We start from the raw sequence: 25,889 nt of genomic DNA on the forward strand, positions 1-25,889 counted from the left end.
TTGGACCGCAGGGTCCTGGGAGAGTAGGACGCTGCCAAGCAGACAGAGACCACTGACTTTCGTCGGTGGTTTTTTTCTATATGGGGAGAGAACGCAGAGGTATTCGGTAATAATATACAGCGATTCTGTTGCTTCCCGGCCCAAGCTGAGAATAGGGGGATTTCCAGCCAACCGATCCTACTATTGGCTATATGGCAGGATATCCTTGGCAGCATAATCGTAATGACAAGCGCCAAATACCGAAGGATGAATAGTAGTCTTTTGCCTTCGGCAAGAATATTCAAACTTGCATTTACATCCCTATCCCATTTGCTATGGCAAGAAGGACACTTCCATTTTCGCAAGGTAAGGCTTTTAACTTCCTTGTTTTGGTATTCACAACACGAACAAGTCCAAGTTTAGGGAATTTGATTTTGTTTCCGTTAATCGCAATATTTCCGTTTGTATGTTTCGTTGTATAGGACTGGACCTTGACTGCAAGGAGATACTGTCCACTTCTTTTAGCCATACTAACCTTTTTCAATTGTGTTAGTCGACTCGAACAAATATTGTATGTTAGTCCTTTGCCTGTGTTTTTGTAAGTATCATTCCATTGTGCTAAAAAATAATTGAATACAAAACGTGAGCAGCCGATTGTTTTTGCAATTAAGATTTCTTGTTCCCTATCGTTATTTTGCATATCATTTTAATACAAAGGAAGTGCTTATCTATGTCACAAGTCGTAAACATGCGTTATCCGAAAGAATGATTAAAGCGAATTGACGAGTTTAAAGAAAAGAAGGGGTTTACCACTCGTACCCAAACTATCATTTATCTCATTCAATACGCACTCGAACAGTCGGACAATCGAGATAGCAAGTAGCTATCTCTTGTCCGAGACCGATTCATCTCATGACTGAAGTCACGAGTGTTCTCGGCTAATTCATAACATCATGGAATACAACGGGGGCAAGTAAAGCAGCGTAAGGTGTTCCTTGCGGAAATCGTCCCCCCTTCTTGATGGAGCGAAGCTCCGACTGGATACGGCTGCGGGCTTATTCTGCACAGTAGCCACCATCAGCGTCCAGTTGTATAATATTTGTAGGGAAAGGAGGGTTCTTCATCTATGGACGGGACGATGCTAGTATTTCTGTATTTGCTGGCTGTTAATATCGCAGGCTACCAGATGATGGCCGTAGACAAGCGCCGGGCAATCCGACACCGCCGGCGCATTCCTGAGCGGAGGCTGTTCCTTGCCGCCTGGCTGGGAGGCGCTCTGGGCGTGCTGAGCGGGATGTACAACCAGCGGCACAAGACGCAGCATGTATCGTTTACGGCGGGAATCCCATTCATCCTTATCGTGAATATTGTGGTGTTCGGTTTTATTTGTATCAAAATCGGGTAATAGAGGAGTATCTGTTCCGCAGGCGTTGGTTAAGGAACACGATGTGGACCCTCTTGGCAATGCGATACTCTTATTACATAGCGTTGACTATAAAGAAAGCGTGGTGGAATGTATGGTATTCAATCGTATTCTTGTCGCTTATGACGGATCGGAGCCATCGAAGAAGGCTTTGCGCCATGCCATCAGTCTGGCGGAGAATAATGCAGAAGCGAAGCTTCGCGTTGTGCATGTACTCCAGTTCCCGCAATATTTCATTGGAACCGTGTATGCGACGGCGACCGCCGAGACGAATGAGGAGCTGTACCAGTACGCCGAGCAGACGCAGAACGATGCGGAGCAGCAGGTGGCGCTGCTTGGCGATCGGGCGAAGGTGAAGCTGCTGCAGGGTCCTCCGGGGCAATCCATCGTCACAGAAGCCGAGGAGTTCGGCTGTGATCTGGTCGTTATCGGCAGCCGCGGGCTGAGCGGATTCAAGGAATTCGTGCTCGGCAGCGTCAGCCACCATGTCGTGCAGCATGCGAAGGGGCCTGTCCTCGTCATGAAATAATATAAACCCTTGGGAAGAACCGGCAGATGCATATGCAGACGCCGGTTCTTTTCATCAGTCAGGCACAATGGTCTAAATACGAACGAATATGATATTTTATATAAATTATATTCGTATTTTAACCCTTGACATAGCTACCATCCCTTGTTAAACTGAATTTGGTTAAGTCATTAACGAACAATTTTGAACTGCAATCGAAATAATTTCATCTTTTTGAACTCGTATAATTCCGGGAATATGGCCGGAAGTTTCTACCCAAGGACCGTAAATCTTTGGACTACGAGAATGAAGACCGGACGGATGTGCCGCAGGTCTGTTTGTTGCTGCCTGTCATCAGGAGGCGGAAGGACGGACATGGCTTCTTTTGCAGCCGGGGCTCCTCATTCTTGGGTTCAGAGATTGCGATCAGGGGGTAGCCATCCGCTGATTTTTTTGTATGTACGAGACGGGAATGAGCCGGAAGCCGGGATAAAAAACAGGATGAAAGCAGGTGCACAACGATGGACAGGGACAACGTGCTGGTAGGCGTCATTATGGGAAGCACGTCCGATTGGGAGACGATGCGGCTCGCGAGCGAGGTGCTGGAGGAATTCAACGTTCCGTTCGAGAGCAAGGTCGTCTCGGCCCACCGGACGCCGGACGAGATGTTCCGCTATGCGGCGACGGCGGTGGAGCGCGGGCTTCGTGTCATTATCGCGGGCGCGGGCGGGGCTGCCCATCTGCCGGGCATGGTCGCCGCGAAGACGGTGCTGCCAGTCATCGGCGTGCCGGTGCGATCCTCGCAGTTGAACGGGATGGACTCGCTTCTGTCCATCGTGCAGATGCCGGCCGGCGTACCCGTGGCGACGGTGGCGATCGGACCGGCGGGAGCGACGAACGCCGGGCTCCTGGCCGTGCAGATGCTTGGCATGCACGATGAGACGCTGCGCGCGCAGGTGGAAGCGCGCAGGGAATCGGTGCGGCAGCAGGTGCAGGCTGCGGGGGACCTCGCATGAGGGCCCCTGCGGACGGCCGCATGCGGTCGGGGATGGAGGCGCCGGTGCTGGCGCCTGGCGCGACGGTAGGCGTCCTCGGCGGTGGTCAGCTCGGCCGCATGCTGGCGCTGGACGGCGTGCGCCTCGGCTACCGCTTCGTCGCGCTTGACCCGGCGGCGGACGCGCCATGCGCCGCGGTGGCCGACCTCATCTGCGCCGATTACGGCGATGAGGAGGGGCTGGCGGAGCTGGCGGCGCGCTCGGACGTCATCACGTATGAGTTCGAGAACGTGGACGCCGCCGCCGTCGAGCGGCTGGAGCGTGCCGCTCCCGTGCCGCAGGGCAGCCGCCTGCTTCGCCTGGCACAGCATCGCCTGCGCGAGAAGGAAGCGCTGCAGGCCGCCGGTATTCCCGTCGCCCCGTGCGTGGCGGTCGCTTCGGCCGGCGAGGTGCGCCGTGCGCTGCAGGCGTTTGGCGGCACTGGTGTGCTGAAGACGGCCACCGGCGGCTATGACGGCAAGGGCCAGCGCACGCTTCGCCAGGAGGGCGAAGTGGAGGTAGCCTATGCCGCTCTGTTGGCGCTAGCCCCGGAGTTGGTGCTCGAGGCGTTCGTGCCGTTCGAGCGCGAGCTGTCCGTGATCGCCGCCCGCAGCCCGCGCGGCGAGATCTCCGTCTTCCCGGCGGCGGAGAATATTCACCGGGAGCATATCCTCCACCTGTCCATCGTCCCGGCGCGCATTCCAGCCGGCGTGCAGGCGGAAGCCGGACAGCTGGCCCGTCGCATCGCGGAGGCGCTCGACGTCGTCGGCCTGATCGGGGTCGAGATGTTCCTGACCGCAGATGGACACTTGCTCGTGAACGAGTTGGCGCCGCGCCCGCATAATTCCGGGCATTACACCATGGATGCGTGCCGCACCTCCCAGTTCGAGCAGCATCTGCGGGCCATCTGTAACCTGCCGCTCGGACCGACCGAGCTTGTGTCTCCGGTCGTCATGGCCAACCTGCTCGGCGAAGACGCGGCGGACATGGTACAATGGTTCCGAATGGACGACCCGGCTGCCGAGCGCTTCGGCGTGACGCCGAAGCTGCACTGGTACGGGAAGTCGGAAGCGAGGCCACAGCGGAAGATGGGGCATGTCAATATCGTGGCTCCGGACACGGAAGCGGCGCTCGCCTGGATGAGACAATCGCACATGTGGAGGAATACGAGACGATGATTGAACGTTACTCACGCCCGGAGATGCGGGCTATATGGACGGAAGAGAATAGATTCAAGGCTTGGCTCGAAGTGGAGCTGTGCGCCTGCGAGGCATGGGCCGAGCTGGGCGTCATTCCGAAGGAGGATGTCGAGACGCTGCGCGCCAAGGCGAGCTTTGATACCGACCGGATCTATGAGATTGAAGCGGAGACGCGCCACGATGTCATCGCCTTCACGCGCTCCGTATCGGAGACACTCGGACCCGAGCGCAAATGGGTCCATTACGGTCTGACCTCCACTGACGTCGTGGACACGGCTTTGGGCTACCTGATGAAGCAGGCCAACGAGATTTTGGAGCAGGATCTGCTCCGGTTCATTGATATATTGAAGGACAAGGCCCTGGAATACAAGGATACGCCGATGATGGGCCGCACCCATGGCGTCCATGCGGAGCCGACGACGTTCGGCTTGAAGATGGCGCTCTGGTACGCGGAAATGCAGCGCAACCTGGAGCGATTCCGCGATGCGGCAGACGGCGTGCAGTACGGGAAAATCTCCGGGGCGGTCGGCACCTATGCCAACATCGACCCGTTTGTGGAGAAATTCGTCTGCGAGAAGATCGGCACGAAGCCGGCGCCGATCTCGACCCAGACGCTGCAACGCGACCGCCACGCCGAGTATATGGCGACGCTGGCGCTGATCGCGACGTCGCTTGACAAGTTCGCGACCGAGATTCGCGCGCTGCAGAAGAGCGAGATCCGCGAGGTGGAGGAAGCATTCGCCAAAGGGCAGAAGGGCTCATCCGCGATGCCGCACAAGCGCAACCCGATCGGCTGCGAGAACATTTCCGGCCTGTCGCGTGTCCTCCGCGGCTACATGCTGTCTGCATACGAGAATGTGCCGCTCTGGCATGAGCGCGACATCTCGCACAGTTCGGTCGAGCGCATTATTTTGCCGGACGGCACGATGCTGCTGAACTATATGCTGAACCGCTTCATGAACACCGTGAACAATTTGACGGTATTCCCGGAAAATATGAAGCGCAACATGCAGCGTACGTACGGCGTGCCGTTCTCCGGCCGCGTCATGACGAAGCTTATCGACCGGGGCTGGAGCCGCGAGCAGGCATACGACACGGTACAGCCGCAGGCGATGCAGGCGTGGGAAGAGCAGCGCAGCTTCCGCGACATCATCGAGAGCACGCCGGAGATTACGGCGGTGCTGAGCGCGGAGGACATCGAGGACGCATTCCACCCGTCCTGGCACTTGAAGCATGTCGATACGATTTTCCGCCAGCTTGGATTGCTGGAAGGTTAGGCTGATTGTCGCTTTTAGTGGCGATTCCATATTGAGGCAAGTCCATAAAGTGCAAGTTCAATCCATTCAAGGTCAATACATGCAAATTTCATACATGCAAGATCATGCTTGTCCGCCGTCCCCTGTATGCGGCGGATAAGCGGCTCGCGCAGGCCCCATCCCCAAGGGGCCGAATGCGGCGGCCGGTTCCCTGCCCTCCTGTCTTCGGGGAACCGTCTGCCACAGCGGGAGCAACCAACGGGAGGGTAAGCAAGACCGCTTCAGCTTCGGAGAAATCGAAAGGAGCACAGGCATGTCTACCAACTGTATCGTATCAACGCTGGCAGGTGCAATTCCGTTCCCGCTGCTTCACCGAGGCAAGGTGAGGGAGCTGTATGAATGGGACGCCGATACGCTCTTGATTGTCGTATCGGACCGCATCTCGGCCTTCGATCGCGTCCTTGATCCGGCCGTGCCGGACAAAGGGACGGTGCTGAACCGGTTGAGCCGCTACTGGTTCGAACGGACGAGGCATATTATCGGCAATCATGTCATTCCTTGGGACGAGGAATGCTTGCGGACGGCATTGTCCGCCCGGCTCGAGAACGAACCGGAACCTCATCAACGCATCTCATCTCTAGTATCCCTGTTATCTGAACGAATGACGCTCGCTAAGCGGGCGCAGCGCGTGGACTTCGAATGCGTCGTCCGCGGCTATATCACCGGCGGAGGCTGGCGGCAGTATATCACGACCGGAGAAGTGAACGGCATCAAGCTTCCGGGAGGTCTGCACATGAACGAGCGCCTGCCTGAACCGATATTTACGCCGGCGCGCAAGCATGATGAAGGCCATGACGAAGATGTCTCTTATGAAGTGATGGAGTCGCAGATTGGGCCGGATCTAGCCGGTCGGCTGCGGGACGCGAGTCTCCGGCTGTATCGATTCGCGGCGGAGGAATGCGCGGGCAAAGGGCTACTGCTCGCCGACTGCAAATTCGAATTCGGCCTGATTGACGGCCAGTTGGTGCTGATCGACGAATTGTTCACGCCGGACAGCTCCCGCTTCTGGGACGTCGGCAGCTATGCGCTCGATACGGATATCGACAGTCTCGACAAGGAACCGATCCGCCACTACCTGGCCGCTTCCGACTGGGATGGGAGCAGCGCGCCGCCGCCGCTGCCGGCAGAGGTCGTCGAGGCTGCACGAGGACGTTATATCGCTTTATATGAACGAATAACCACACAGAGATGGGCGTAACGGGAGGAATTCACAGTGAAGGTAAAAGTGATGGTAACGACAAAGGCGAACGTGCATGACCCGCAGGGCACCGCGGTGGAGCGGGCAATGCATTCGATCGGGTACGAAGGCGTGAAGCATGTGCGCATCGGCAAGTATATGGAATTCGAGCTGGCGGTGGCGACGGAGTCTGAAGCGAAGGAACAGGTCGAGCAGATGTGCAAGATGCTGCTGTCCAATCCGGTCGTGGAAGATTACCGTTACGAATTGGAGGCCTAGAGTGATGAAGGTGGCTGTGCTTGTTTTTCCGGGATCGAACTGTGATATGGATTGCATGCATGCGATCCAGGCTGCGATGGGGGTCGAGGCGGACCGCGTCTGGCATACGGCGACGGACCTGGCCGACTACGATCTGATCATCGTGCCGGGCGGCTTCTCTTACGGCGATTATTTGCGATGCGGTGCCATCGCCCGCTTCGCACCGGTGATGAAGGCGGTCGAGCAAGCCGTGAGGGAGGGCGTCTATGTGCTTGGCATCTGCAACGGCTTCCAGATTCTAGCGGAGGCGGGGCTGCTGCCAGGCACCCTGCGGCGCAATGGCAGCCTCCAGTTCCGCTGCCAGGCGGCTCCGATTCGGGTCGCCCGCCGCGATACGCCGTTTACGGCGGCATATGGCGAGGAGGAAGTGGTCAATATCCCGATTGCCCATGGAGAAGGCAATTATTATTGTGACGAAGAGACCTTGCGCCGCTTGAAGGAGCGGGGGCAAATCGTGTTCACCTACGAAGACAATCCAAACGGCTCGGTCGAGGATATTGCGGGCATCTGCAATGAAGCGGGCAATGTGCTCGGCATGATGCCCCATCCGGAGCGAGCGGTCAGCGGCTGGCTCGGTTCCGAGGACGGCAGCCGGCTGTTCACGTCGATTTTGAACGCTTGGAGGGAGAAGCATGCAGTCAACGCGTAACCATATGGCCGACGTATCGACGGAATGGGCAGAACAGGAAGCGCGCCAGAAGCGGCAGTCGATAGAGATCGCCCGCGACAATATGCGGCGGGAGCCCTCTCCAGATCAGATTGCGGTTGATCGGCTGTATGCGGGAATGGGCGTCACGGATGACGAGTACGAGCTCATCTGCGGACTGCTCGGACGCCGTCCGAACTATACCGAGATCGGCGTGTTCAGCGTCATGTGGTCAGAGCACTGCGCATACAAAAATTCGAAGCCGCTTCTGAAGCGGTTCCCGACGACGGGCAAGCGGGTGCTCATCGGTCCGGGCGAAGGTGCGGGCATCGTCGATATCGGCGACGGCCAGGCGGTCGTATTCAAAATCGAAAGCCACAACCATCCGTCCGCCATCGAGCCGTACCAAGGCGCGGCGACGGGCGTGGGCGGGATTATCCGCGACATTGTCTCGATGGGGGCCCGGCCGGTGGCCTTGCTTAATTCGCTTCGCTTCGGCAGCCTGAAGGAGGAGCGGGTCAAATATTTGTTCGAGCATGTCGTCGCGGGTATCGCCGACTATGGCAACTGTATCGGCATCCCAACGGTTGGGGGCGAGGTCGTATTCGACGACAGCTATGCCGGCAATCCGCTTGTCAATGCAATGTGCGTCGGCCTGATCAATCATGAGGATATTCAGAGGGGCGTCGCCAGCGGCGTCGGTAACCCGGTCTATTATGTCGGTCCTCCGACGGGACGCGACGGAATTCATGGCGCGACGTTCGCTTCGGAGGAACTGACGGCCGAGTCGGAAGCGAAGCGGCCGGCGGTCCAGGTTGGCGATCCGTTCATGGGAAAGCTGGTGATGGAATCCTGTCTGGAGCTGATTCGGTCTGGCATCGTGATCGGGATTCAGGATATGGGTGCAGCGGGACTGACCTGCTCCAGCGCCGAGATGGCGAGCAAGGCGGGCAACGGGCTGGAGCTGGTGCTTGACGAGGTGTCGCAGCGGGAGACGGGCATGACTCCGTATGAGATGATGTTGTCCGAATCGCAGGAGCGGATGTTATTCGTCATCGAGGAGCAGAATGAGCCGATCGCGATGGAAATATTCGAGCGCTGGGGCGTTACCTGCCGCAAAGTCGGGCGCGTGACGGCCGACGGCCGCCTGCGCCTGCTGTTCGACGGCGAAGTGGTCGCCGATATGCCGGTGCGGGGCCTCGTCGATGAAAGTCCCGTCTATCACAAGCCGTCGCAGGCAACGGCGAGCGATGCGGCCAACCCGCCGATCGACACGACCGCATATCCGGAGGTGACGGATGTCAATGCGGCAGTGCTGCAAGTGCTGGCCTCTCCGTCCGTCGCCAGCAAGGAATGGGTCTACCGCCAATATGACAGTATGGTGCGTGCCAGTACGGCGGTCCCGCCGGGCTCGGACGCTGCGGTCGTGCTTGTACGCGGGACGCGCAAGGCGATCGCGCTGACGACGGACGGCAACGGCCGCTATGTGATGCTCGATCCGCTCATGGGCGGGCGAATCGCAGTGTGCGAGGCGGCGCGCAATATCGTATGTTCGGGGGCCGAGCCGCTTGCCATTACCGACAACCTGAACTTCGGCAATCCGGAGATGGCGGAGAACTTCTGGCAGATGGAGCAGGCGGTCGACGGCATGGCCGAAGCGTGCCGGGTGCTGAATACGCCGGTCATCGGCGGCAATGTCAGTCTTTATAACGAAAATGCGCACGGATCGATCTACCCGACGCCGGTCGTCGGCATGGTCGGACTCGTGCATGACGCGGCTCATCTGACGACGCAAGGCTTCAAGCGGGAAGGCGATGCCGTGCTGCTGCTGGGCCGGACGAAGGCGGAGCTGGGCGGCAGCGAGTTCCAATCGGTCGTCCATGGCGCGGCGGAAGGCTGTCCACCAGAGGTCGATCTCGAGACCGAGCTGCGCCTGCAGCGGATGGTGCTGGCGCTCATTCAGGACGGCCTCGTGCAGTCGGCGCATGACGTATCGGACGGCGGACTGGCTGCGGCCTTCTCGGAATGTTGTATCAGCGGCGGCATCGGCGCGAGCTTAGAGCTGGATGCAGTCGGTCTGCGGAGTGACATTGCACTGTTCAGCGAGAGCCAATCGCGTATTCTGCTCTCGGTCCAGCCGGAGCGGGCCGAAGAGGTGAAGGCGCGCTGCACGGAAGCGGGCATTCCTGTCGAAGGTGTGGGCCGGGTCGGCGGCGGGCAGATCGTCATTCGGGTCAATGGCAATCCGGCTATCGATCTCCCGCACCGGGAAGCGGAGCGGGTATGGAAGGATACGATCCCATGTCTTATGCAGTAAGCGGGGCTTATTATAACGAGGGCAGCGGCCGGGAAGGCCCGTTCGACCGATTGAAAGAGGAATGCGGCATATTCGGCATATTCGGCTGCAAGGACGCGTCGACGCTGGCGTACTACGGGCTGCACACGCTACAGCACCGAGGAGAGGAGAGCGCGGGCATCTGCGTCTCCGGCGGCGACTCGTTCCGTTATCACCGTGGAATGGGACTGGTGAAGGAAGTATTCGATGCCGATCGAATCGCGGAGTTGGAGGGCGATCGGGCGATCGGCCATGTCCGCTACTCGACGTCCGGCGACAGCCGGCTGGCAAACGCGCAGCCACTCGTCTTCAAGACGCGGGACGGCGAGCTGGCGGTCGCGACGAACGGCAATATCACCAACGCGCCGCATATTCGCCATAGGCTAGAGCAGAAGGGATCCATCTTTCAGACATCGAGCGATACCGAGGTTATCGCGCATCTGATCGCCCGCTCGGGGCAAGATTTCGTGCAGGCCGCGAAGGAAGGGCTGAGGGAGCTGGTCGGAGGCTTCGCCTTCCTGCTGATGACCAATGACCGGCTGCTGGCGGCATCCGATCCGCACGGGCTGCGTCCGATTGCGATGGGCCGCTTGGTCGATGCTTATGTATTCGCCTCCGAGACATGCGCCCTGGAGGCGGTTGGAGCGGAGTTGATCCGCCACTTGGAACCGGGTGAGCTGGTTGTCGTCGATGCATGGGGCGACCGATCGGAACGGTTCGCGCCGAGGGCGAAGCGTTCGCTGTGCGCGATGGAATTGATCTATTTCTCGCGACCGGACAGCCAACTGCATGAGGCGAATCTGCATACGGCCCGCAAGCATATGGGGAGGAAGCTAGCGGCGGAGGCGTTCGTCGAGGCGGATATCGTGACGGGCGTGCCCGATTCGAGCATATCGGCGGCGATCGGCTACGCGGAGAAGACGGGGATTCCGTATGAAATGGGACTTATCAAAAGCAAATATACCGGCAGAACGTTCATTCAACCGAGTCAGGAGCTGCGCGATCAGGGTGTCAAAATGAAGCTGAGCGCCGTGCGGAGCGTCGTCGAAGGGAAGCGGGTCGTCCTCATTGATGATTCGATCGTGCGTGGAACGACATCGTGCCGCATCGTCCATATGCTGCGCGAAGCCGGGGCGCGGGAGGTGCATCTGCGCATTGCCTCGCCGCCGTTCCGCTATCCGTGCTTCTATGGCATCGACACGCCGAAGAGCGAGGATCTGCTCGCTCATAGGAATACGGAAGAGGAGATGCGAAAGTTGATCGGCGCCGATTCGCTCGCCTTCCTGTCGAAGGAAGGGATGATTGAGGCGATTGGCGGCAGCTATGCGGATCAGCCGAACGGCGGCTTGTGCCTGGCCTGCTTCGATGATGATTATCCGACGGAGTTGTACGGCGCGCCCCGCGGCAGGCTCGGAGGCGGCATCCGCTCGCCGGTAAGGCCTTGAGGTGCAGGCGGCTGGGGACCTCTGCCGGGACATTCACGCCAAGGGAGAGAAGAAATGACGGGGTGCCAGCGGATCGCAAAATTTTCAGGGGGAAGGCGTCCCTGGGAGCGGGACGAACCGGAGAGGGGAGACGCATACGTTATGTCTGAAGCTTATAAGCAAGCCGGAGTCGACATTGCGGCAGGCAACGAAGCTGTTGCGCGGATGAAAAAGCATGTGCAGCGCACATTCCGGCCGGAGGTGCTGTCGGGTCTAGGAGGATTTGGGGCGCTGTTCGGGTTGGATGCGAAAAAGTATGAGGAGCCTGTGCTCGTCTCGGGCACCGATGGTGTCGGAACGAAGCTCATGCTGGCCTTTGCGGCAGATCGGCATGACACGATTGGCATCGATGCGGTGGCGATGTGCGTCAATGACATCATCGTGCAGGGGGCCGAGCCGCTGTTCTTCCTCGATTACTTGGCTTGCGGCCAGGTATTGCCCGAGCGCATCGAAGCGATCATCAGCGGCATCGCCGACGGCTGTAGGTTGGCGGGCTGCACGCTCATCGGAGGCGAGACGGCGGAGATGCCGGGGATGTACGCCCCGGGCGAGTATGATATCGCCGGCTTCAGCGTTGGCATCGTCGAGAAGCGCCGCCTCATTACGGGCGAGATGATCCGACCGGGCGATGTACTGCTCGGCCTCGCTTCGAGCGGCTTCCACAGCAACGGCTATTCGCTCGTGCGGAAGCTGTTTCTAGAGGAGGCCGGCTATACTCTAGAGGCGAGCGTGACGGCGGACGGACGTGCGCTGGGCGATGTGCTGCTTGAGCCGACACGCATCTATGTGCGTCCGCTGCTGGAGCTGATGAATCGGGTTACGATCAAGGGAGCGGCCCATATTACGGGCGGCGGCTTCTTCGAAAATATTCCACGCATACTGCCGGGAGGCACGGCGGCACAGATCGATTGCGGCTCATGGCCGATGCCCGAAGTGTTCCGCCTCAGCCGCGAGCTGGGAAGCCTGACCTGGACGGAGCTGTTCACGACGTTCAATATGGGCATCGGCATGGTTATCGCCGTAAGCGCGGACGAAGCGGCTGCGGCGGAAACCTGCCTGGCAGAGCAGGGCGAGGCGGTATACCGTATCGGTACGGTCACGGAAGGCGAGCGCCAGGTTCGGATTCTGGAGGCGGGTTACTGATGCGCACGGGATGTGAAGGGCAGGAGGCGGAGTACGCCGGCACAGCAGGGCTGGAAATCGCACCGTCCTCCCGCACCTCCTCGCTGCCCCGCATTGCGGTGTTCGCCTCCGGATCGGGCTCGAACTTCCAGGCGCTGGCGGAGGCGTCGCGGGCGGGGCAGCTCGGCGGGGAGGTCGCACTGATCGTGTGCGACAAGCCTGGAGCCCGCGTATTGGAGCGGGCGCGCGACGCCGGCGTACCGGCCGCGGTGTTCGAGCCGAAGCGCTATGAGAGCCGCGGCGATTACGAACGCGACGTCCTGCGGATGCTGAGCCGGCATAGCGTGCAATGGATCGCCCTGGCCGGATATATACGGCTCGTTACGCCGGTGTTGCTGGAAGCGTATGAAGGCCGCATCCTCAATATCCATCCCTCCTTGCTCCCGAGCTTTCCGGGCCTGAACGCGGTACGCCAGGCGCTGGATTACGGCGTGAAGGTGACGGGAGTAACCGTGCATCAGGTCGATGCCGGGATGGATACGGGGCTGATTGTCGGGCAGGAGGCGGTGGCGATTGCCACAGATGATACGTTTGAATCGTTGCTCGCCAAGATTCAGGCGGTGGAGCATCGGATCTACCCGCAGGTACTGCGGAGTCTGCTGACCGGGCCTTACACCGGCCAACGGGCCGGCCAAGAGGACGAAGCATGATGCAATATCACATGACAATGCTAGCAGAGAAAAGTGGTTTTCGATATAACAGAGAATGGCCCAAGGAACCGTTTCCGGTCTGAGATAGACAGACCGTGACAACACACGGTAGATGGTGACATCGACTCGGCGGAAGTGATAGCTTGGCAGCGGGATTCAAGTGAAGGGGGAGATCATGATGACGATTCGTAGAGCGCTAATCAGCGTATCCGATAAGACGGGGATTGTCGAATTCGCCCGCGCTCTGGCGGAAGCCGGCGTGGAGCTTGTATCGACGGGGGGCACCAAGTCGCTGCTGGAGCGCGAGGGTGTTTCGGTTATCGGCATTTCAGAGGTGACCGGCTTCCCGGAAATTATGGACGGACGCGTGAAGACGCTGCACCCGGCCGTGCACAGCGGCCTTCTAGCCGTGCGCAGCAACGCGGAGCATACGCGGCAGATGGAAGAGCACGGCTTGTCCTATATCGATCTGGTGGTGGTCAATCTGTATCCTTTCCAGGAGACGATTGCGAAGCCGAACGCAAGCGATGAGGAGGCCATCGAGAATATAGATATCGGCGGACCGACGATGCTGCGTTCGGCTGCGAAGAATCATGCCGATGTGACCGTGGCTGTCGATGCGGCAGATTATGCGGGCGTGCTGGACGAAATCCGGCAGCTAGGAGATACAACGCTGGCGACGCGGAAGCGTCTGGCGGCGAAGGTATTCCGCCATACGGCGGCGTATGACGCGCTTATTGCCGATTATTTGACGAAGCAGACCGGCGAGGTATGGCCGGAGCGGCTCACCGTTACTTATGAGCTGGCACAACCGCTCCGCTATGGCGAGAACCCGCATCAGGCAGCGGCATTCTACCGCCAGCCGCTAGCGGGCGCGGTAAGCATTGCGACGGCCGATCAGCTTCACGGCAAGGAGCTATCGTACAACAATTACAACGATGCCCATACGGCACTCTCCATCGTAGGCGAATTCGTGGAGCCAGCTGTCGTGGCGGTGAAGCATATGAATCCTTGTGGCGTCGGCATCGGCAGTACGGTAGAGGAAGCCTATCGCAAGGCGTATAAATCGGACCCGACTTCGATCTTCGGCGGTATCGTGGCAGCGAACCGGCCGATCGATCGCGCGACGGCAGAGCTGCTGCATGAGATTTTCCTTGAGATCATCATCGCTCCCGATTTCAGTCCAGAGGCGCTCGACATCCTCAAGCAGAAAAAAAATATCCGCCTGCTCCGTACCGGCACGAAGTCTGCACCGTCAGAACGCAAGGCGGCCCGCCAATTGACTTCGGTCGAGGGTGGATTGCTGGCGCAGGACATCGATGTACATACGCTTGATCCGTCTTCCTTGAAGACGGCGACGGAACGGGAACCGTCGGTGGAGGAGTGGGATCAGCTTGTGTTCGGCTGGAACGTTGTCAAGCATGTGAAGTCAAATGCGATTGTTCTCGTCAAGGACGGGATGACGGTCGGTATCGGCGCCGGTCAGATGAACCGCGTCGGCGCGGCGCGCATCGCGATCGAGCAAGCCGGAGAGAAGGCGCGCGGGGCAGTGCTGGCATCGGATGCGTTTTTCCCGATGGGCGATACGGTGGAGCTTGCCGCGGCGGCTGGCATTACGGCAGTCATTCAGCCTGGCGGCTCGGTGCGCGACGAAGAGTCTATTGGGGTGGCGAACCGGAACGGCATGGCGATGGTAATGACGGGCGTGCGTCATTTCAAGCATTAGCAGGAGAAGGCAACAGGGCGTTAACGAACTGGCTGAAGCGGAGATAACAGGAACGGGGGACTTCATCACATGAAAGTATTGATCATCGGTTCAGGCGGGCGCGAGCATGCGCTGGCATGGGCGCTGAAGCAGAGCCCGAAGGTCAGCAAGGTGCTGGTGGCTCCGGGCAATGCAGGGATGGAGGATGTCGCGGAGACGGTTCCCTTCCTAGTGATGACCGATTATGAAGGCATTGCGAAATATGTGCGCCACCATGACATCGATCTTGTCGTCGTCGGCCCGGATGATCCGCTGGCGGACGGCATCGTCGATCTGCTGCAGGCGCACGGGGTCCGGGTATTCGGCCCGGATCGGAAAGCGGCGGAGATCGAGGGCAGCAAGGTATTCATGAAGGATCTGCTGCGCGCCTACGGCATTCCGACCGCCGCGTATGCTGCATTTGAGGATGCGGAGGTGGCGAAGCAATATGTGCGTGGGCAGGCGATGCCGATCGTCATCAAGGCGGACGGTCTTGCCGCCGGGAAAGGCGTTGCGATTGTGCAGACCGTCGAAGAGGCGGAGCGGGTATTGAATGAGGTAATGATCGAAGGCAAGTTCGGCGCATCCGGCAGCCGGGTTGTTATCGAGAAATTCATGCCGGGGCAGGAAATGTCGGTGCTGGCGTTCGTGGACGGAGAAACGGTGCTGCCATGTATGCCTGCCCAGGATTATAAGCCTGCGTATGACAACGACGCCGGACCGAATACCGGCGGGATGGGCACGTACAGCCCGCTGCCGCAGTTCCCGGAAGAGGTGTTCACGCGGGCGGTGGAACAGGTGATCAAGCCAACGGTGCGGGCGATGGCGGCGGAAGGCCGCCCGTTCCGCGGCCTTCTCTTCGCCGGATTGATGATAACGCCGGAAGGGGAGCCGAAGGTGGTCGAATTCAATGCCCGCTTCGGCGACCCGGAGACGCAAGTGGTTCTGCCTCGCCTGAAGTCGGACCTGTTCGACGTGCTGTGGGCCTGCACTGACGGCACGCTGGATCAGATCGAGCTTACATGGCGCCACGAAGCCGCCGTATGCGTCATCGTCGCCTCGGAAGGCTATCCGGGCAGTTATCGCAAAGGCGAGCTCATTACCGGGCTGGAGGAAGCTTCGAAGCGGGCGCTCCTCTTTCACGCGGGCACGGTTCGCGATCAGGACGGGACATGGCGGACGAACGGCGGGCGGGTGCTCGGCATCGTCGGACGAGGCCCGGATCTGTCGACGGCGAAGGCCAATGCGTATGAGGCGGTGCGCCAGATTGACTTCGCCGGCATGCATTACCGGACCGACATCGCCGACAAGGCGAACTGCACGTTGGCGGACCCTGCAACCTTTCCATCCTGACCGTGGGAACGTGCCCGGCTGCGCAATGGCTTTTCATCCGGGTATGACAATAGAGAGAACCGTGACTCTTGGCCGCTTAACTGAGGCTGTGGAGTTACGGTTTTTCCTTTTGACAGCTGCGTTCCTTTCAACGTTGAAGCAGGAAGAATATTTTATGTTCGAATCCTCATACTAATGTCGTATCTTCGTATGGAGGGAGGAACGACTGATGAAGGATCTGTATCCGCCGGGTCATGCGCTGACCCGGTTGTATTTATCCCAGGAGCATACCCGAGGACGGGAGGAAGCCTCCGTCATGGAAGCGATGCATCGGTCAGACCAGAAATCTGATTCTTCCTCTGAGGATGATCTCGATGCCAGCATTGGCCATCTGTATGAAGGTATGTCTGACGGTGCGTTGGAGACGCATCAGATGGTGCAACGTTCTTATGGGCTGTACGAGTGATAATCTATATTCGCCTTGGCAGGTCAGCCGAACAAAGCCGCAGCACCGCGCAAGCGTAGGCTGCGGCTTTGTCGTGCTCTTATCCGTACGGGTTGACACCGGAACGAAGCAGGAGTACACTATCCTCAATAACATATTAAATTAATCGGAATTATAAGGTATCTGTTTCAATGCGCTCGGTAGGGGCAGACCTCTTTGTTCGGCATGATAAGGAATTGTTGTGAATGAGAATCGGAACTCGAATAAAGGAGCAGGTGCGGGGGACCGCTCTTTTTTATCATGGAATGCGTCTTGGGGGCTTATCAGAAATGGACCTCCGCCTCTTACAGCCAGATCGGCTCTGCGCGGTCATTCGGCGGGAGTTAATTTGGAATGTGATGCATAATCTAAATACGAAACCGGCCGGCGTCGTCCGGTTCAGCGGCGTTGGGGATGAGAGGCTTAGGGAAGCGGAGCAGCGGATACGCCCTGTGAACGGATAGAAAACCGGTTCGCAATGCAATCGAACACGGAGTCGGTATGACGATGAGGAAAAGAGCGGAAACTATACTCGATGGGGAAGTGGAGAGCTCTAAAAAATTTGCAATGAAAACGCCTTTTTCAAGCATTTTTCGAAATATTGTGAAACTTGTCGAAAAAGGGTGATTTATAGGCCTAGTTCCGGCTATAAGATTCGACAAATGCTTCCTTTCTATTTATGATTTGTTTACAAAGCCATCGGGTCATGTGATAAGATATGTAAGGCTTGAAAAATTATGCAGCACTAGATACGCGCAATATTGATTGCAAAGGAGATCGCGGAATGTTCAAGAAAAGGGACGTATTTTTCGAAACGCTGCAAAATATGGCGGATACGCTCGTTCAGGCAGCGGAAACGTTCGCACAAGGGGTAGAAAATCTGCAGGATGTCTTATCGTTCACGAAGGAAATGAAGGAACTGGAAAGCAAATGCGACGTTTACACCCACACTATTTTGACGGAGCTTAACAAGGTGTTCATTACGCCAATTGAGCGGGAAGACATCATGGCGCTGACGACGGCGCTGGATGATGTTCTGGACGGCATGGAGGCCAGCGCTTCGCGTTTCGACATGTACCAATTGCTTGAACGGGACGAGATCGTCGTATTGTTCGCCGATGTCATCAAGCGCAGCGCCTACGAGATTCAGAAGGCTATCCGCTTGTTGTCTGAAAAGAAGCTTTTAGCTATTCGTGAGCATAACATTCGAGTCAACGAGCTTGAAAATGCGGCTGACGATATTTACCGACGGGGCGTCCGGGCTCTGTTCGCGGATGTGACCGATCCAATAGAACTGATTAAGCGCAAAGACATTTATGAGCGGTTGGAGCAGACGACCGACAGCTGCGAGGATGTGGCGAATCAGCTGGAATCGATCGTCATGCGGAATTCCTGATAACTGTCGTAGCATAGATGAGCCAAGGTACGAAGGAGGTTGGGGATTGTGCGGATGCATCCGGCTGCCGGCTCTGTGCAATCGTGAATAAATGGGAATGGATATCAATTTTTGGGTCATCGGGATCGTTATCTTCCTGGCCCTGGCGTTCGACTTCATCAATGGCTTCCACGACACGGCGAATGCGATCGCCACGTCGGTCTCGACCCGGGCCTTGCCCCCGCGCGTGGCCATTCTGCTCGCTGCGGCGATGAACTTCGCCGGCGCATTAACCTTCACTGGGGTCGCGAAGACGATAGGGGGAAGCATCGCCGATCCGACACAACTCGACAACGGGCTTGAGATTGTTGCCGCCACGCTTATTGCGGCGATTATCTGGAACCTGATCACCTGGTGGTTCGGGATTCCGTCTTCGTCCTCGCATGCGCTCATCGGTGCGCTGGCCGGAGCGGTATTCGCAGGAGCCGGGGCTGACAAGCTCAATCTGAGCGGCTTCAAAAGCATTGTCCTTGGACTTATCATCTCGCCGATAATCGCCTTTGTCGTCGGTTACATCGTCATGACGATATTGAAATGGATTTTCGGGAGGCGCAGTCCGCATTCCGTGAACAAAGGCTTCCGCACTTGCCAGATCATTACGGCCGCGTTCCAATCGTTCACGCACGGCACGAACGATGCCCAGAAGGCAATGGGTATTATTACGTTCGCGCTGGTCGCTGCCGGTCTGCAGCAGGAGATGGAGGTTCAGACCTGGGTCAAGCTCGCGGCTGCCACCTCAATGGCGCTCGGGACCTCGATTGGGGGCTGGAAGATTATTAAGACGATGGGCACGAAGATATTCAAGATCGAGCCTATCAACGGCTTTGCCGCGGATTTGTCGGCTGCTTCCGTCATCATGTCCGCCACGCTTACGCATTTGCCAATTAGCACTACACATGCGATTACCTCTGCCATTCTGGGGGTAGGCTCTGCGAAGCGGTTCTCGGCGGTCAAATGGGGAGTGGCTGGACGCATCGTTGTGACCTGGTTCATCACAATCCCGCTCTGCGCGGGATTATCGATACTGGTCCTCAAAACGATTGACTTTCTGTTCTACTAATAAGAGGAAAAAGCTGGCTCGGAGGAGTTGGCTTTTTGATGGTACGCCCAGCATGGGTGTCATCTTTAGGGTCAAAGCCTTGAACTTCGGAGCAGCCGAAGTTCAGGGCTTTCATGATGGCCAATTCCCGCTGAGGCCCCTGAGAAGTGTCTCGGGACATAAATCATGCCCTTCCGATCATCCGCTGGTGTGTTTCATCGCCACCTTGCCACCTTTCATAGGTGGGAGGACGGGGGTGAGCCGCCCCCTCCTACTCGATTTGCCTGGAGCTATGCTTCCTGTCTGTTTTGACGAGTGCCGTTCGCGGTGCGGGGGCTACCTTGTACGCCGTGAGGCGTTGCCTGTGCGGCGGGGCGTCGATCTCCGGCGGTTGCCACTTCCCGATCGCGGACTGCCGCTCGAATATCTTCGTCGTCTGCGCGGTGCGGCTCCGCCGTCACCGTCATCCGCAGTGCTCAGCTTTTTTCCACCTCCTTTTCCAGGCATAAGGGTCCCCATGAACATTTTGGCGACCGGAATAAGCTGCTGGACGCTGCTCATGATCTTCTGCACCTTGCCCATCGTTTCGACGATGCCGTCAATGCCTCCGAGGCGGTCGATCATCGAGTTGAGGTCGCCCATGGAGAAGTTGCCCAGCAGCTTTTTCTCCGGCTGAACGGCCGTGTCGATCGGCGTCTCGGCGACCGCATTGAACGGGACGATTGGCGCTTGCGGGTAAGGCGTATATCCGGTCAACTCCGGATATCCTTCAGGAGAACCAGAAGGCAGGCCGTTGAGGCTGCGGGCGTTCATGCGGCTGCCGGCGGGATGGGCCCGGGCCTGATTCCGGGCTGCCCGTTCCCTGGCCAGGGGAGATGTGGAATGCGTCGCCTGGGGCCCGCGCATGCGGGGCACCGATATTAGCTCCACCGGTTCCGGAATGCTAGGCCGCCCATTGCGGTGAGGAACTTTCATCTCATCACGACCTTTTTCATTAAAATCATCATGCGTGTTCAAAAAGACGGCTGGAGATCGCTGTATGACCTTTGGCATAATCGTCATATTTTGGATGGTAATTAGGAATAGGTTACTATACAGTATGTGGTAGGCGAACAACACGTGTGGACGATCGCCCGTAGGTGTACGCCCAATCCTTTATGAAAGCGCTGTTATTAACACCTTTATTCATTAAAGCACAAACACGGTAACGCTTGAAAAGGTGATGTGAAGGCAGTACAATGAAATTACATCCGAAAAAGTGGGAGTGGGTAAGGTTGCAAATAAAAAAATTGAATGATAATTCGATCGACCAGTTGTTTGAAGCGATTTTGACGCTGGAATCACTTGAAGAGTGCTATATTTTCTTTGATGATCTGTGTACGGTGAATGAAATCCAATCCTTATCCCAGCGGCTGGAGGTAGCCCGGATGTTGGGTAAGGGCTGCACTTATAATCAGATTGAAGCGGAGACGGGCGCGAGTACGGCGACGATTTCCCGCGTGAAGCGTTGCTTGAACTACGGTAATGACGGCTATAAAATGTCGCTGGAACGTCTGGGGCGCTAAGCGATACGCCCGGGCCTGTTGGTGATTAGCCACGGTTCTCCCGACGGCTTTTGGGCAAAGCTGGTAGATGAAGCAATGGCGCAGGCAGCGTGGCCGGGAGGGGTGCCATCGCTTCTTCTTTTTAAGATTGCGTGCCGGAACGGACGATTCAGGATGGCATTGCTGAGTCGGAGGCACAAGAGGTGGATGCCGTTGGGGTCATCCCTTTATTTATTTCTGGTGGAAGTACGCATGTCAATAAGATTGGTTATCCGCGAAGCCCAGCTGCGCTATCACTTGCTCCCCTTACAGGATAGGGAATGAGGCTCGACGGCGCATTTCACAGTGATTTGTTGGATTTCCCATAGTATAATCAAGTAAGAAATCAATCTGTGAAGGTGCCCGGGAACAGAGAGCTACGGACAGGCATGGCGCCGGAATGGGAATAGAATGCAAACGGGTGACGATTGGAATGATAAAAAAAGCAAGGTTAATCTATAACCCGACTTCCGGGCGGGAGGAAGGGAAGAAGCGGCTGCCGAACATTCTGCATATGCTGGATGCCGCCGGCATTGAAGCGACAGCGCATGCGACGGATGGCGCTGGCGATGCGACGGCCAGCGCGGCCGATGCCATCGACCGGGGCTATGACATGATCATCGCCGTCGGCGGGGACGGTACGCTGAACGAAGTCATCAATGGTATGGCTGGCAAGCCGTCACGGCCGCCGCTCGGCATTATTCCGCTCGGCACGACGAATGATTTCGCCCGTGCGCTGGGCATCCCCCGCCATTGGGAGGACGCTTGCTCGATTATTACCCGGCAGAAGACGCGAGTGATCGATCTGGGGCAGGTGAATGATACGTATTTCATCAATATCGCGGGCGGCGGGTCGCTGACCGAGCTGACTTATGAGGTACCTAGCAAGCTGAAGACGATGATCGGGCAGCTCGCTTACTACATGAAGGGCTTGGAAAAGATGGCGAGCCTGCGGCCGACGGAGCTGCGCGTCGAGGTGGACGGCCACGGCGTGTTCCATGAGGAATTCATGCTGTTCTTGATTGCGAATACGAACTCAGTCGGCGGCTTCGAGAAGCTGGCGCCAGGGGCGCGCATCGATGATGGCCTGTTCGATGTCATCATGCTGAAGAAATGCAATCTGGCGGAGTTCATCCGTGTGGCCGGGATGGCGCTGCGGGGCGATCATATTCTGGACCCGCTCATTATCCACGTCCAGTCGAAGCGGGTGGCGGTCACGTCGCCGGACACGGTGCAGCTCAATCTGGACGGGGAATACGGCGGACTGCTGCCGGGGACGTTCCAGGTGCTGCCATCGCATTTGCGGATATTTGCCGATATCCTGGAGGAGCGGCAAGAGCAAGGATAGGCACGGCTTCCCGCGAGTCGGCTGCGGTCGGTGTAGGCGGGTTATGGGAGAGACTGCAAAATGTCATGCATGCTGCGCCGCTGGGGCTACGGCGGCTGGGGCGTAAGGCGTTGCGGAAGCTGGAGGGCTTGGCCTGCTGCCGGTGAGGCGGGGGGGTCAGGTCTTTTTTTGATATGAATGGGCGTAAGGCATAACGAGAATATCATATTGGCATAAAGGGATAGCAAGCAAGAGAGCGGAGGATGCTGTTGTGAAAAGGAAGAAGCAAGGCAACAGGACGGAGCGCCGAAAACGCCGGGGAACGGAAACAACGGGCGGGGCGCAAGCGGCGGAGGGAGCCGCGGCAAAGAAGCGTGGCTGGACGGGACAGGCATCGCCTTCGACTCCAGTAGGCAAAAATGATGAGGTTGTGCTCGATATTATCGGGCTGACCCATGACGGCGAAGGCGTCGGCCGGGCGGACGGCTTCACGTTGTTCGTCAGCGGCGCGCTGCCGGGCGAGCAGGTGCGGGCGCTCGTGCTGAAGGTGAAGAAGCAGTACGGCTATGCCAAAGTATTGGAGCGGCTCATCGACAGCCCGTACCGCGTAGAACTGGAGCATCCGGCGAATGCGTACGGCGGCTGCCAGCTGCAGCATCTGGACTATGGCGAGCAGCTGCGCTGGAAGCGGCAGCATGTCGTCGATGTGCTGGAGCGGATCGGCAAGTTCGAGGTGGAGCATGGAGCCGAGACCAGAGTTTCGGACGGGCAGCCACCGATCAAGGTGCTGCCTGTCATCGGAATGGAATATCCTTGGCGCTACCGCAACAAGAGCCAGATGCCTATCGGTACTGATCCGCAGACGGGAGAACTGATTGGAGGTTATTTCGCCAAGGCGAGCCACCGGATTATCGACACGGATGTAAGCCTGCTCCAGCATAAGCGGAATGACAAGGCGATGCGTGCCGTGAAGCGGATTGCCCGCAAGTACGGCATCGCGCCGTACAACGAAGAGACGCATACGGGCCTGCTCCGGCATGTGATAATGCGCGTCGGCTTCCGCACGGACGAGCAGATGATTACACTTGTGACGAACGGAGAGGGGCTGCCGCATGAAGCGGAGATTGTGGCCGAGTTGGTTGAAGCGTTGCCGCAACTGACGAGCATCTGCCTGAACATGAACACGAAGCGCACGAACGTGATTATGGGCGACAAGACCCGCATCTTGTGGGGTTCGGAATATATAACGGATGATATCGGGGATATCGCGTTCAAAATATCCGCGCGCTCGTTCTACCAGGTGAATCCGGTGCAAACGGAGGTGCTGTACGAGAAGGCGGTGGAGTATGCCGGCCTCAGCGGGCAGGAGACCGTCATTGACGCGTACTGCGGTATCGGGACGATCTCGCTGTTCCTGGCGCGGCGCGCGAAGCGGGTGCTCGGCGTCGAAATCGTGGAGGAAGCGATCGCCGATGCGCACCGCAATGCCGAGCTGAACGGCATCACGAACGCGGAATTCGCTGTCGGCGCCGCCGAAGACGTTATCCCGCAGTGGAAGGAGCGCGGCCTGGCCCCCGATGTTATCGTCGTCGATCCGCCCCGCAAAGGCTGCGATCCCGCGCTGCTGGACACGATGCTGGCGATGCGCCCGGAACGGATCGTGTACGTCTCCTGCAATCCGTCAACGTTGGCAAGGGATATGCGGGTGCTCGCGGATGGCGGTTATACTATGGTTGAAGTACAGCCGGTGGATATGTTCCCGCAGACGGCGCATGTGGAGGTCGTAATAGGAATGCAACGAATAGATACGTAGAAATCCTTTGTTTTCAACATTTTGCGGGTTTTATGACCTTCACGAAGGACAAAATCGAGGTTTCGGTCGTGCTGGACCTTGGTTTTGACGTCGAGTGTGTAGACATGTAGTAAAGTGTAGGGAGCGTCGCGTCTTTATTAGGCGCTCTTTTTAATGAACTTCAATGGGAGAGGAATTTCCAATGATTTGTCGAATCGTCAATGAACGTGGTATCTAAATCATTTCTGAATAGGGGTATGTATGACTAATGAATCGAAGTAAATACTTCAATTATTTTATTGGATTTAAATATTTATTCAGAAACGTTTTTTGCCAAATTGATGAATTTATTGTTTGGACTTACGTTGGTCAATTTGAATATACTTAAACAGAATGTTGAAGGCATTGATTTGGTGGATGTAAACCACAAAGTTGTAGCTCAAGTGTCTTCAACCTGTACAAAACAAAAAATTGAAGGCTCGTTAAATAAGGATATATTTCTTAGGTATTCAGGCTACCGTTTTATTTTTGTTTCAATTGCTAAGGATGCAAACAAGCTTCGGGAATTGAGTTTTATTAATCCACATAATGCTGCTTTTTCTCCTGCGGATGACATTGTGGATATAAACACATTATTAAATGTTATACTGAACATGGAAATCGGCAAACAGCGCGAGGTATTTGAATTTGTAAAAAAGGAACTTGGAAATGATGTTGATGTACTTAAAGTAGATACAAATCTTGCGACCATCATAAACATACTTGCAAGCGAGAATCTTGCTAATGTGAGATTTTATGTTTTGATCTTGCAGCTATATTATTTGCTGATGAGGAAAAGATACCGAGTTTGCACTTCCTTCTAAATGACAAAAAAGAATTAATGCACGATAATCAATTAATTAAGGTTGCAGATTATGTAAGTAGAAAAAATATTCAATTGGTTGTTTCTATTCTGAAGGATAAGTTGCCTGTAAGCCTGCTTGATAAAGCCCATATTGTTGTTGAATTAATTCAAGTGCATCGTCTGCTCTCATTGATGCTTTGCCTTTTCCTGATTGTCTCCTGTCCCATAGTGACATTATCTCAGAACAGTTATGGGATGACATTATCACAGAAGAACAACAGAAGCACGAAGGCCCTCTAGACGTATAAATTCCGTCATGGTAAGATATAAATAGAAAAAGGAGCCGTGCTGCTAACACGACTCCCGAGCAATAGCCGCTTTAAGAGCGGTCGGCTGTAGAAAAGTTTTACGAAATAGGTCGCACTCCATTCCACTGGGCGGCCTATTTCTTTGTGTGCAAGTATATCAGCAGCGTCACGACAAACGTCAATAACGCGAATATCCAAAGTCCAAATTGGAACATAACGGATAGTGCTTCATATACGCTCACAGGCATCACCTCCCTTCCGGGAGAGTTAGCCGACCGCCATAAAGCCTTTCTATTGCTCGTCTATCATACCATATATTTCAATGTATGGGGACGGAAAACGACGAATTTTTGTAATTGCAACCACGCACTGGACGAACCGGGCCTGCTGATTGGAGGCGTCACTTATGCCCCAGTCCGGGCGGTTGCGGAGGCTGTTGGGGCTAAAGTGAGCGGGTGGGTTGGGGAGGAACGAAAGGTGAATATTCAAAAGTAGCAACAAGAGTTGTAAGAATATATTTCCCACGACTCCATGAAAAAGAAACCTTGAAAGACATGTAGCCAATCAAGGTTGGAATTTCTATTTATTACTAAATCGTGAAATCCATCCATCCTATGTATATAATTCTCCGGCTAGACCATCACTAATTTCTTTAATATTTGACGGATTGTAAAATGAAGTGCGACACCTTCTGGGAATAAAAAACAAAGGGCCCATGGCCGGATTCGTGTAGAATGAAAGTTCTCACCA

The 25,889-nt window shown here is 56.7% G+C and carries 24 protein-coding genes, 2 pseudogenes and 1 riboswitch; of the genes and pseudogenes, 22 read left to right on the plus strand and 4 right to left on the minus strand.

The features are described 5' to 3' along the window. Positions 1 to 350 (minus strand): annotated as a pseudogene (locus PPOP_RS26100) (zinc ribbon domain-containing protein); the annotation flags it as partial. Positions 351 to 367: 17 nt separating this feature from the next. Continuing rightward, a pseudogene (locus PPOP_RS21120) lies at positions 368 to 679 on the minus strand (helix-turn-helix domain-containing protein); the annotation flags it as partial. Between the two features lie 426 nt (positions 680 to 1,105). Between PPOP_RS21120 and PPOP_RS16855 the strand changes: the two are divergent. The 17 genes from PPOP_RS16855 (at position 1,106) to PPOP_RS16940 (ending at position 19,306) form a co-directional block, all read left to right on the plus strand. Continuing rightward, a complete protein-coding gene (locus PPOP_RS16855) occupies positions 1,106 to 1,384 on the plus strand; it encodes a DUF1294 domain-containing protein (protein WP_006287863.1) in 279 nt (92 codons plus the stop codon). A gap of 112 nt (positions 1,385 to 1,496) precedes the next feature. Further along, positions 1,497 to 1,931, plus strand: a complete 435-nt coding sequence (locus PPOP_RS16860) for a universal stress protein (protein WP_042229621.1) — start codon at positions 1,497 to 1,499, stop codon at positions 1,929 to 1,931. A 199-nt stretch (positions 1,932 to 2,130) separates the two neighbouring features. Beyond that, positions 2,131 to 2,231: riboswitch (purine riboswitch) on the plus strand. 200 nt (positions 2,232 to 2,431) lie between these two features. Further along, entirely contained in the window at positions 2,432 to 2,926 is a 495-nt protein-coding gene (gene purE, locus PPOP_RS16865; RefSeq protein WP_006287865.1) for a 5-(carboxyamino)imidazole ribonucleotide mutase, read from the plus strand. Continuing rightward, positions 2,923 to 4,122 (plus strand): 5-(carboxyamino)imidazole ribonucleotide synthase, encoded by a 1,200-nt coding sequence (gene purK, locus PPOP_RS16870; protein WP_042229626.1) that lies wholly within the window; start codon positions 2,923 to 2,925, stop codon positions 4,120 to 4,122. Before purE ends, purK begins: the two co-directional genes overlap by 4 nt. Next, the gene (purB, locus tag PPOP_RS16875) at positions 4,119 to 5,420 is read left to right on the plus strand and encodes an adenylosuccinate lyase (protein ID WP_006287867.1); all 1,302 of its coding nucleotides are present in this window, start codon (positions 4,119 to 4,121) and stop codon (positions 5,418 to 5,420) included. The genes purK and purB overlap by 4 nt, the downstream gene beginning before the upstream one ends. Positions 5,421 to 5,712: 292 nt before the next feature. After that, positions 5,713 to 6,657 (plus strand): phosphoribosylaminoimidazolesuccinocarboxamide synthase, encoded by a 945-nt coding sequence (locus tag PPOP_RS16880; RefSeq protein ID WP_006287868.1) that lies wholly within the window; start codon positions 5,713 to 5,715, stop codon positions 6,655 to 6,657. A 15-nt stretch (positions 6,658 to 6,672) separates the two neighbouring features. Next, the gene (gene purS / locus PPOP_RS16885) at positions 6,673 to 6,915 is read left to right on the plus strand and encodes a phosphoribosylformylglycinamidine synthase subunit PurS (RefSeq protein WP_199898990.1); all 243 of its coding nucleotides are present in this window, start codon (positions 6,673 to 6,675) and stop codon (positions 6,913 to 6,915) included. A 4-nt stretch (positions 6,916 to 6,919) separates the two neighbouring features. Then, positions 6,920 to 7,603, plus strand: coding sequence for a phosphoribosylformylglycinamidine synthase subunit PurQ (gene purQ / locus PPOP_RS16890; protein ID WP_042229639.1), 684 nt, complete (start codon positions 6,920 to 6,922; stop codon positions 7,601 to 7,603). A gap of 82 nt (positions 7,604 to 7,685) precedes the next feature. After that, entirely contained in the window at positions 7,686 to 9,917 is a 2,232-nt protein-coding gene (gene purL, locus PPOP_RS16895; protein WP_093471099.1) for a phosphoribosylformylglycinamidine synthase subunit PurL, read from the plus strand. Next, the gene (purF, locus tag PPOP_RS16900) at positions 9,902 to 11,380 is read left to right on the plus strand and encodes an amidophosphoribosyltransferase (protein WP_006287872.1); all 1,479 of its coding nucleotides are present in this window, start codon (positions 9,902 to 9,904) and stop codon (positions 11,378 to 11,380) included. The genes purL and purF overlap by 16 nt, the downstream gene beginning before the upstream one ends. Before the next feature lie 141 nt (positions 11,381 to 11,521). Continuing rightward, positions 11,522 to 12,562: a phosphoribosylformylglycinamidine cyclo-ligase gene (gene purM / locus PPOP_RS16905; protein WP_042229628.1), complete on the plus strand. Its 1,041-nt coding sequence runs from the start codon at positions 11,522 to 11,524 to the stop codon at positions 12,560 to 12,562. After that, on the plus strand, positions 12,562 to 13,251 hold the full coding sequence (gene purN, locus PPOP_RS16910) for a phosphoribosylglycinamide formyltransferase (RefSeq protein WP_006287874.1): 690 nt from the start codon (positions 12,562 to 12,564) through the stop codon (positions 13,249 to 13,251). The genes purM and purN overlap by 1 nt, the downstream gene beginning before the upstream one ends. 178 nt (positions 13,252 to 13,429) lie before the next feature. Further along, on the plus strand, positions 13,430 to 14,977 hold the full coding sequence (gene purH, locus PPOP_RS16915) for a bifunctional phosphoribosylaminoimidazolecarboxamide formyltransferase/IMP cyclohydrolase (protein ID WP_042229630.1): 1,548 nt from the start codon (positions 13,430 to 13,432) through the stop codon (positions 14,975 to 14,977). Between the two features lie 69 nt (positions 14,978 to 15,046). Next, entirely contained in the window at positions 15,047 to 16,348 is a 1,302-nt protein-coding gene (gene purD / locus PPOP_RS16920) for a phosphoribosylamine--glycine ligase (RefSeq protein ID WP_006287876.1), read from the plus strand. A 208-nt stretch (positions 16,349 to 16,556) separates the two neighbouring features. Continuing rightward, a complete protein-coding gene (locus PPOP_RS16925) occupies positions 16,557 to 16,793 on the plus strand; it encodes a hypothetical protein (RefSeq protein WP_006287877.1) in 237 nt (78 codons plus the stop codon). 802 nt (positions 16,794 to 17,595) lie between these two features. Beyond that, on the plus strand, positions 17,596 to 18,207 hold the full coding sequence (locus PPOP_RS16935; RefSeq protein WP_006287878.1) for a DUF47 domain-containing protein: 612 nt from the start codon (positions 17,596 to 17,598) through the stop codon (positions 18,205 to 18,207). Between the two features lie 97 nt (positions 18,208 to 18,304). Further along, positions 18,305 to 19,306, plus strand: coding sequence for an inorganic phosphate transporter (locus PPOP_RS16940; RefSeq protein WP_042229647.1), 1,002 nt, complete (start codon positions 18,305 to 18,307; stop codon positions 19,304 to 19,306). A gap of 315 nt (positions 19,307 to 19,621) precedes the next feature. On the opposite strand, the gene PPOP_RS16945 is transcribed toward PPOP_RS16940, so the two are convergent. After that, entirely contained in the window at positions 19,622 to 20,260 is a 639-nt protein-coding gene (locus PPOP_RS16945) for a hypothetical protein (RefSeq protein WP_006287881.1), read from the minus strand. 299 nt (positions 20,261 to 20,559) lie between these two features. Here PPOP_RS16945 and PPOP_RS16950 point away from each other — a divergent pair, with 299 nt between their 5' ends. From PPOP_RS16950 to PPOP_RS16970, 5 genes are all read left to right on the plus strand, one after another. After that, complete coding sequence (locus PPOP_RS16950; RefSeq protein WP_042229634.1) at positions 20,560 to 20,850, plus strand: YerC/YecD family TrpR-related protein; 291 nt, start codon at positions 20,560 to 20,562, stop codon at positions 20,848 to 20,850. A gap of 451 nt (positions 20,851 to 21,301) precedes the next feature. After that, positions 21,302 to 22,216, plus strand: a complete 915-nt coding sequence (locus PPOP_RS16955) for a diacylglycerol kinase (RefSeq protein ID WP_199898991.1) — start codon at positions 21,302 to 21,304, stop codon at positions 22,214 to 22,216. A gap of 250 nt (positions 22,217 to 22,466) precedes the next feature. Continuing rightward, positions 22,467 to 24,008, plus strand: a complete 1,542-nt coding sequence (gene rlmD / locus PPOP_RS16960) for a 23S rRNA (uracil(1939)-C(5))-methyltransferase RlmD (protein WP_093471096.1) — start codon at positions 22,467 to 22,469, stop codon at positions 24,006 to 24,008. Positions 24,009 to 24,259: 251 nt separating this feature from the next. Further along, positions 24,260 to 24,850, plus strand: coding sequence for an SMEK domain-containing protein (locus tag PPOP_RS16965; protein ID WP_148277991.1), 591 nt, complete (start codon positions 24,260 to 24,262; stop codon positions 24,848 to 24,850). After that, on the plus strand, positions 24,835 to 25,131 hold the full coding sequence (locus PPOP_RS16970; protein ID WP_042229636.1) for a DUF2326 domain-containing protein: 297 nt from the start codon (positions 24,835 to 24,837) through the stop codon (positions 25,129 to 25,131). The genes PPOP_RS16965 and PPOP_RS16970 overlap by 16 nt, the downstream gene beginning before the upstream one ends. Before the next feature lie 142 nt (positions 25,132 to 25,273). Here the strand turns inward: PPOP_RS16970 and PPOP_RS26105 are convergent, their stop codons facing one another. Continuing rightward, positions 25,274 to 25,387, minus strand: coding sequence for a putative holin-like toxin (locus tag PPOP_RS26105; protein ID WP_275100803.1), 114 nt, complete (start codon positions 25,385 to 25,387; stop codon positions 25,274 to 25,276). Positions 25,388 to 25,889 lie beyond the last annotated feature (502 nt).

The sequence above is a fragment of the Paenibacillus popilliae ATCC 14706 genome (assembly GCF_000315235.1).
Classification (GTDB): Bacteria; Bacillota; Bacilli; order Paenibacillales; family Paenibacillaceae; genus Paenibacillus_B; species Paenibacillus_B popilliae.

What these genes read in the sequence shown, in the direction of transcription:
- purD (WP_006287876.1), top strand. Translation starts at nt 15,047, where the DNA reads ATGAAAGTATTGATCATCGGTTCAGGCGGGCGCGAGCATGCGCTGGCA.
- PPOP_RS16955 (WP_199898991.1), top strand. Translation starts at nt 21,302, where the DNA reads ATGATAAAAAAAGCAAGGTTAATCTATAACCCGACTTCCGGGCGGGAG.
- PPOP_RS16860 (WP_042229621.1), top strand. Translation starts at nt 1,497, where the DNA reads ATGGTATTCAATCGTATTCTTGTCGCTTATGACGGATCGGAGCCATCG.
- PPOP_RS26105 (WP_275100803.1), bottom strand. Translation starts at nt 25,387, where the DNA reads ATGCCTGTGAGCGTATATGAAGCACTATCCGTTATGTTCCAATTTGGA.
- PPOP_RS16855 (WP_006287863.1), top strand. Translation starts at nt 1,106, where the DNA reads ATGGACGGGACGATGCTAGTATTTCTGTATTTGCTGGCTGTTAATATC.
- purH (WP_042229630.1), top strand. Translation starts at nt 13,430, where the DNA reads ATGACGATTCGTAGAGCGCTAATCAGCGTATCCGATAAGACGGGGATT.
- purK (WP_042229626.1), top strand. Translation starts at nt 2,923, where the DNA reads ATGAGGGCCCCTGCGGACGGCCGCATGCGGTCGGGGATGGAGGCGCCG.
- purQ (WP_042229639.1), top strand. Translation starts at nt 6,920, where the DNA reads ATGAAGGTGGCTGTGCTTGTTTTTCCGGGATCGAACTGTGATATGGAT.
- PPOP_RS16880 (WP_006287868.1), top strand. Translation starts at nt 5,713, where the DNA reads ATGTCTACCAACTGTATCGTATCAACGCTGGCAGGTGCAATTCCGTTC.
- PPOP_RS16935 (WP_006287878.1), top strand. Translation starts at nt 17,596, where the DNA reads ATGTTCAAGAAAAGGGACGTATTTTTCGAAACGCTGCAAAATATGGCG.
- purB (WP_006287867.1), top strand. Translation starts at nt 4,119, where the DNA reads ATGATTGAACGTTACTCACGCCCGGAGATGCGGGCTATATGGACGGAA.
- PPOP_RS16940 (WP_042229647.1), top strand. Translation starts at nt 18,305, where the DNA reads ATGGATATCAATTTTTGGGTCATCGGGATCGTTATCTTCCTGGCCCTG.
- purE (WP_006287865.1), top strand. Translation starts at nt 2,432, where the DNA reads ATGGACAGGGACAACGTGCTGGTAGGCGTCATTATGGGAAGCACGTCC.
- purF (WP_006287872.1), top strand. Translation starts at nt 9,902, where the DNA reads ATGTCTTATGCAGTAAGCGGGGCTTATTATAACGAGGGCAGCGGCCGG.
- purL (WP_093471099.1), top strand. Translation starts at nt 7,686, where the DNA reads ATGCGGCGGGAGCCCTCTCCAGATCAGATTGCGGTTGATCGGCTGTAT.
- purN (WP_006287874.1), top strand. Translation starts at nt 12,562, where the DNA reads ATGCGCACGGGATGTGAAGGGCAGGAGGCGGAGTACGCCGGCACAGCA.
- PPOP_RS16945 (WP_006287881.1), bottom strand. Translation starts at nt 20,260, where the DNA reads ATGAAAGTTCCTCACCGCAATGGGCGGCCTAGCATTCCGGAACCGGTG.
- PPOP_RS16925 (WP_006287877.1), top strand. Translation starts at nt 16,557, where the DNA reads ATGAAGGATCTGTATCCGCCGGGTCATGCGCTGACCCGGTTGTATTTA.
- purM (WP_042229628.1), top strand. Translation starts at nt 11,522, where the DNA reads ATGTCTGAAGCTTATAAGCAAGCCGGAGTCGACATTGCGGCAGGCAAC.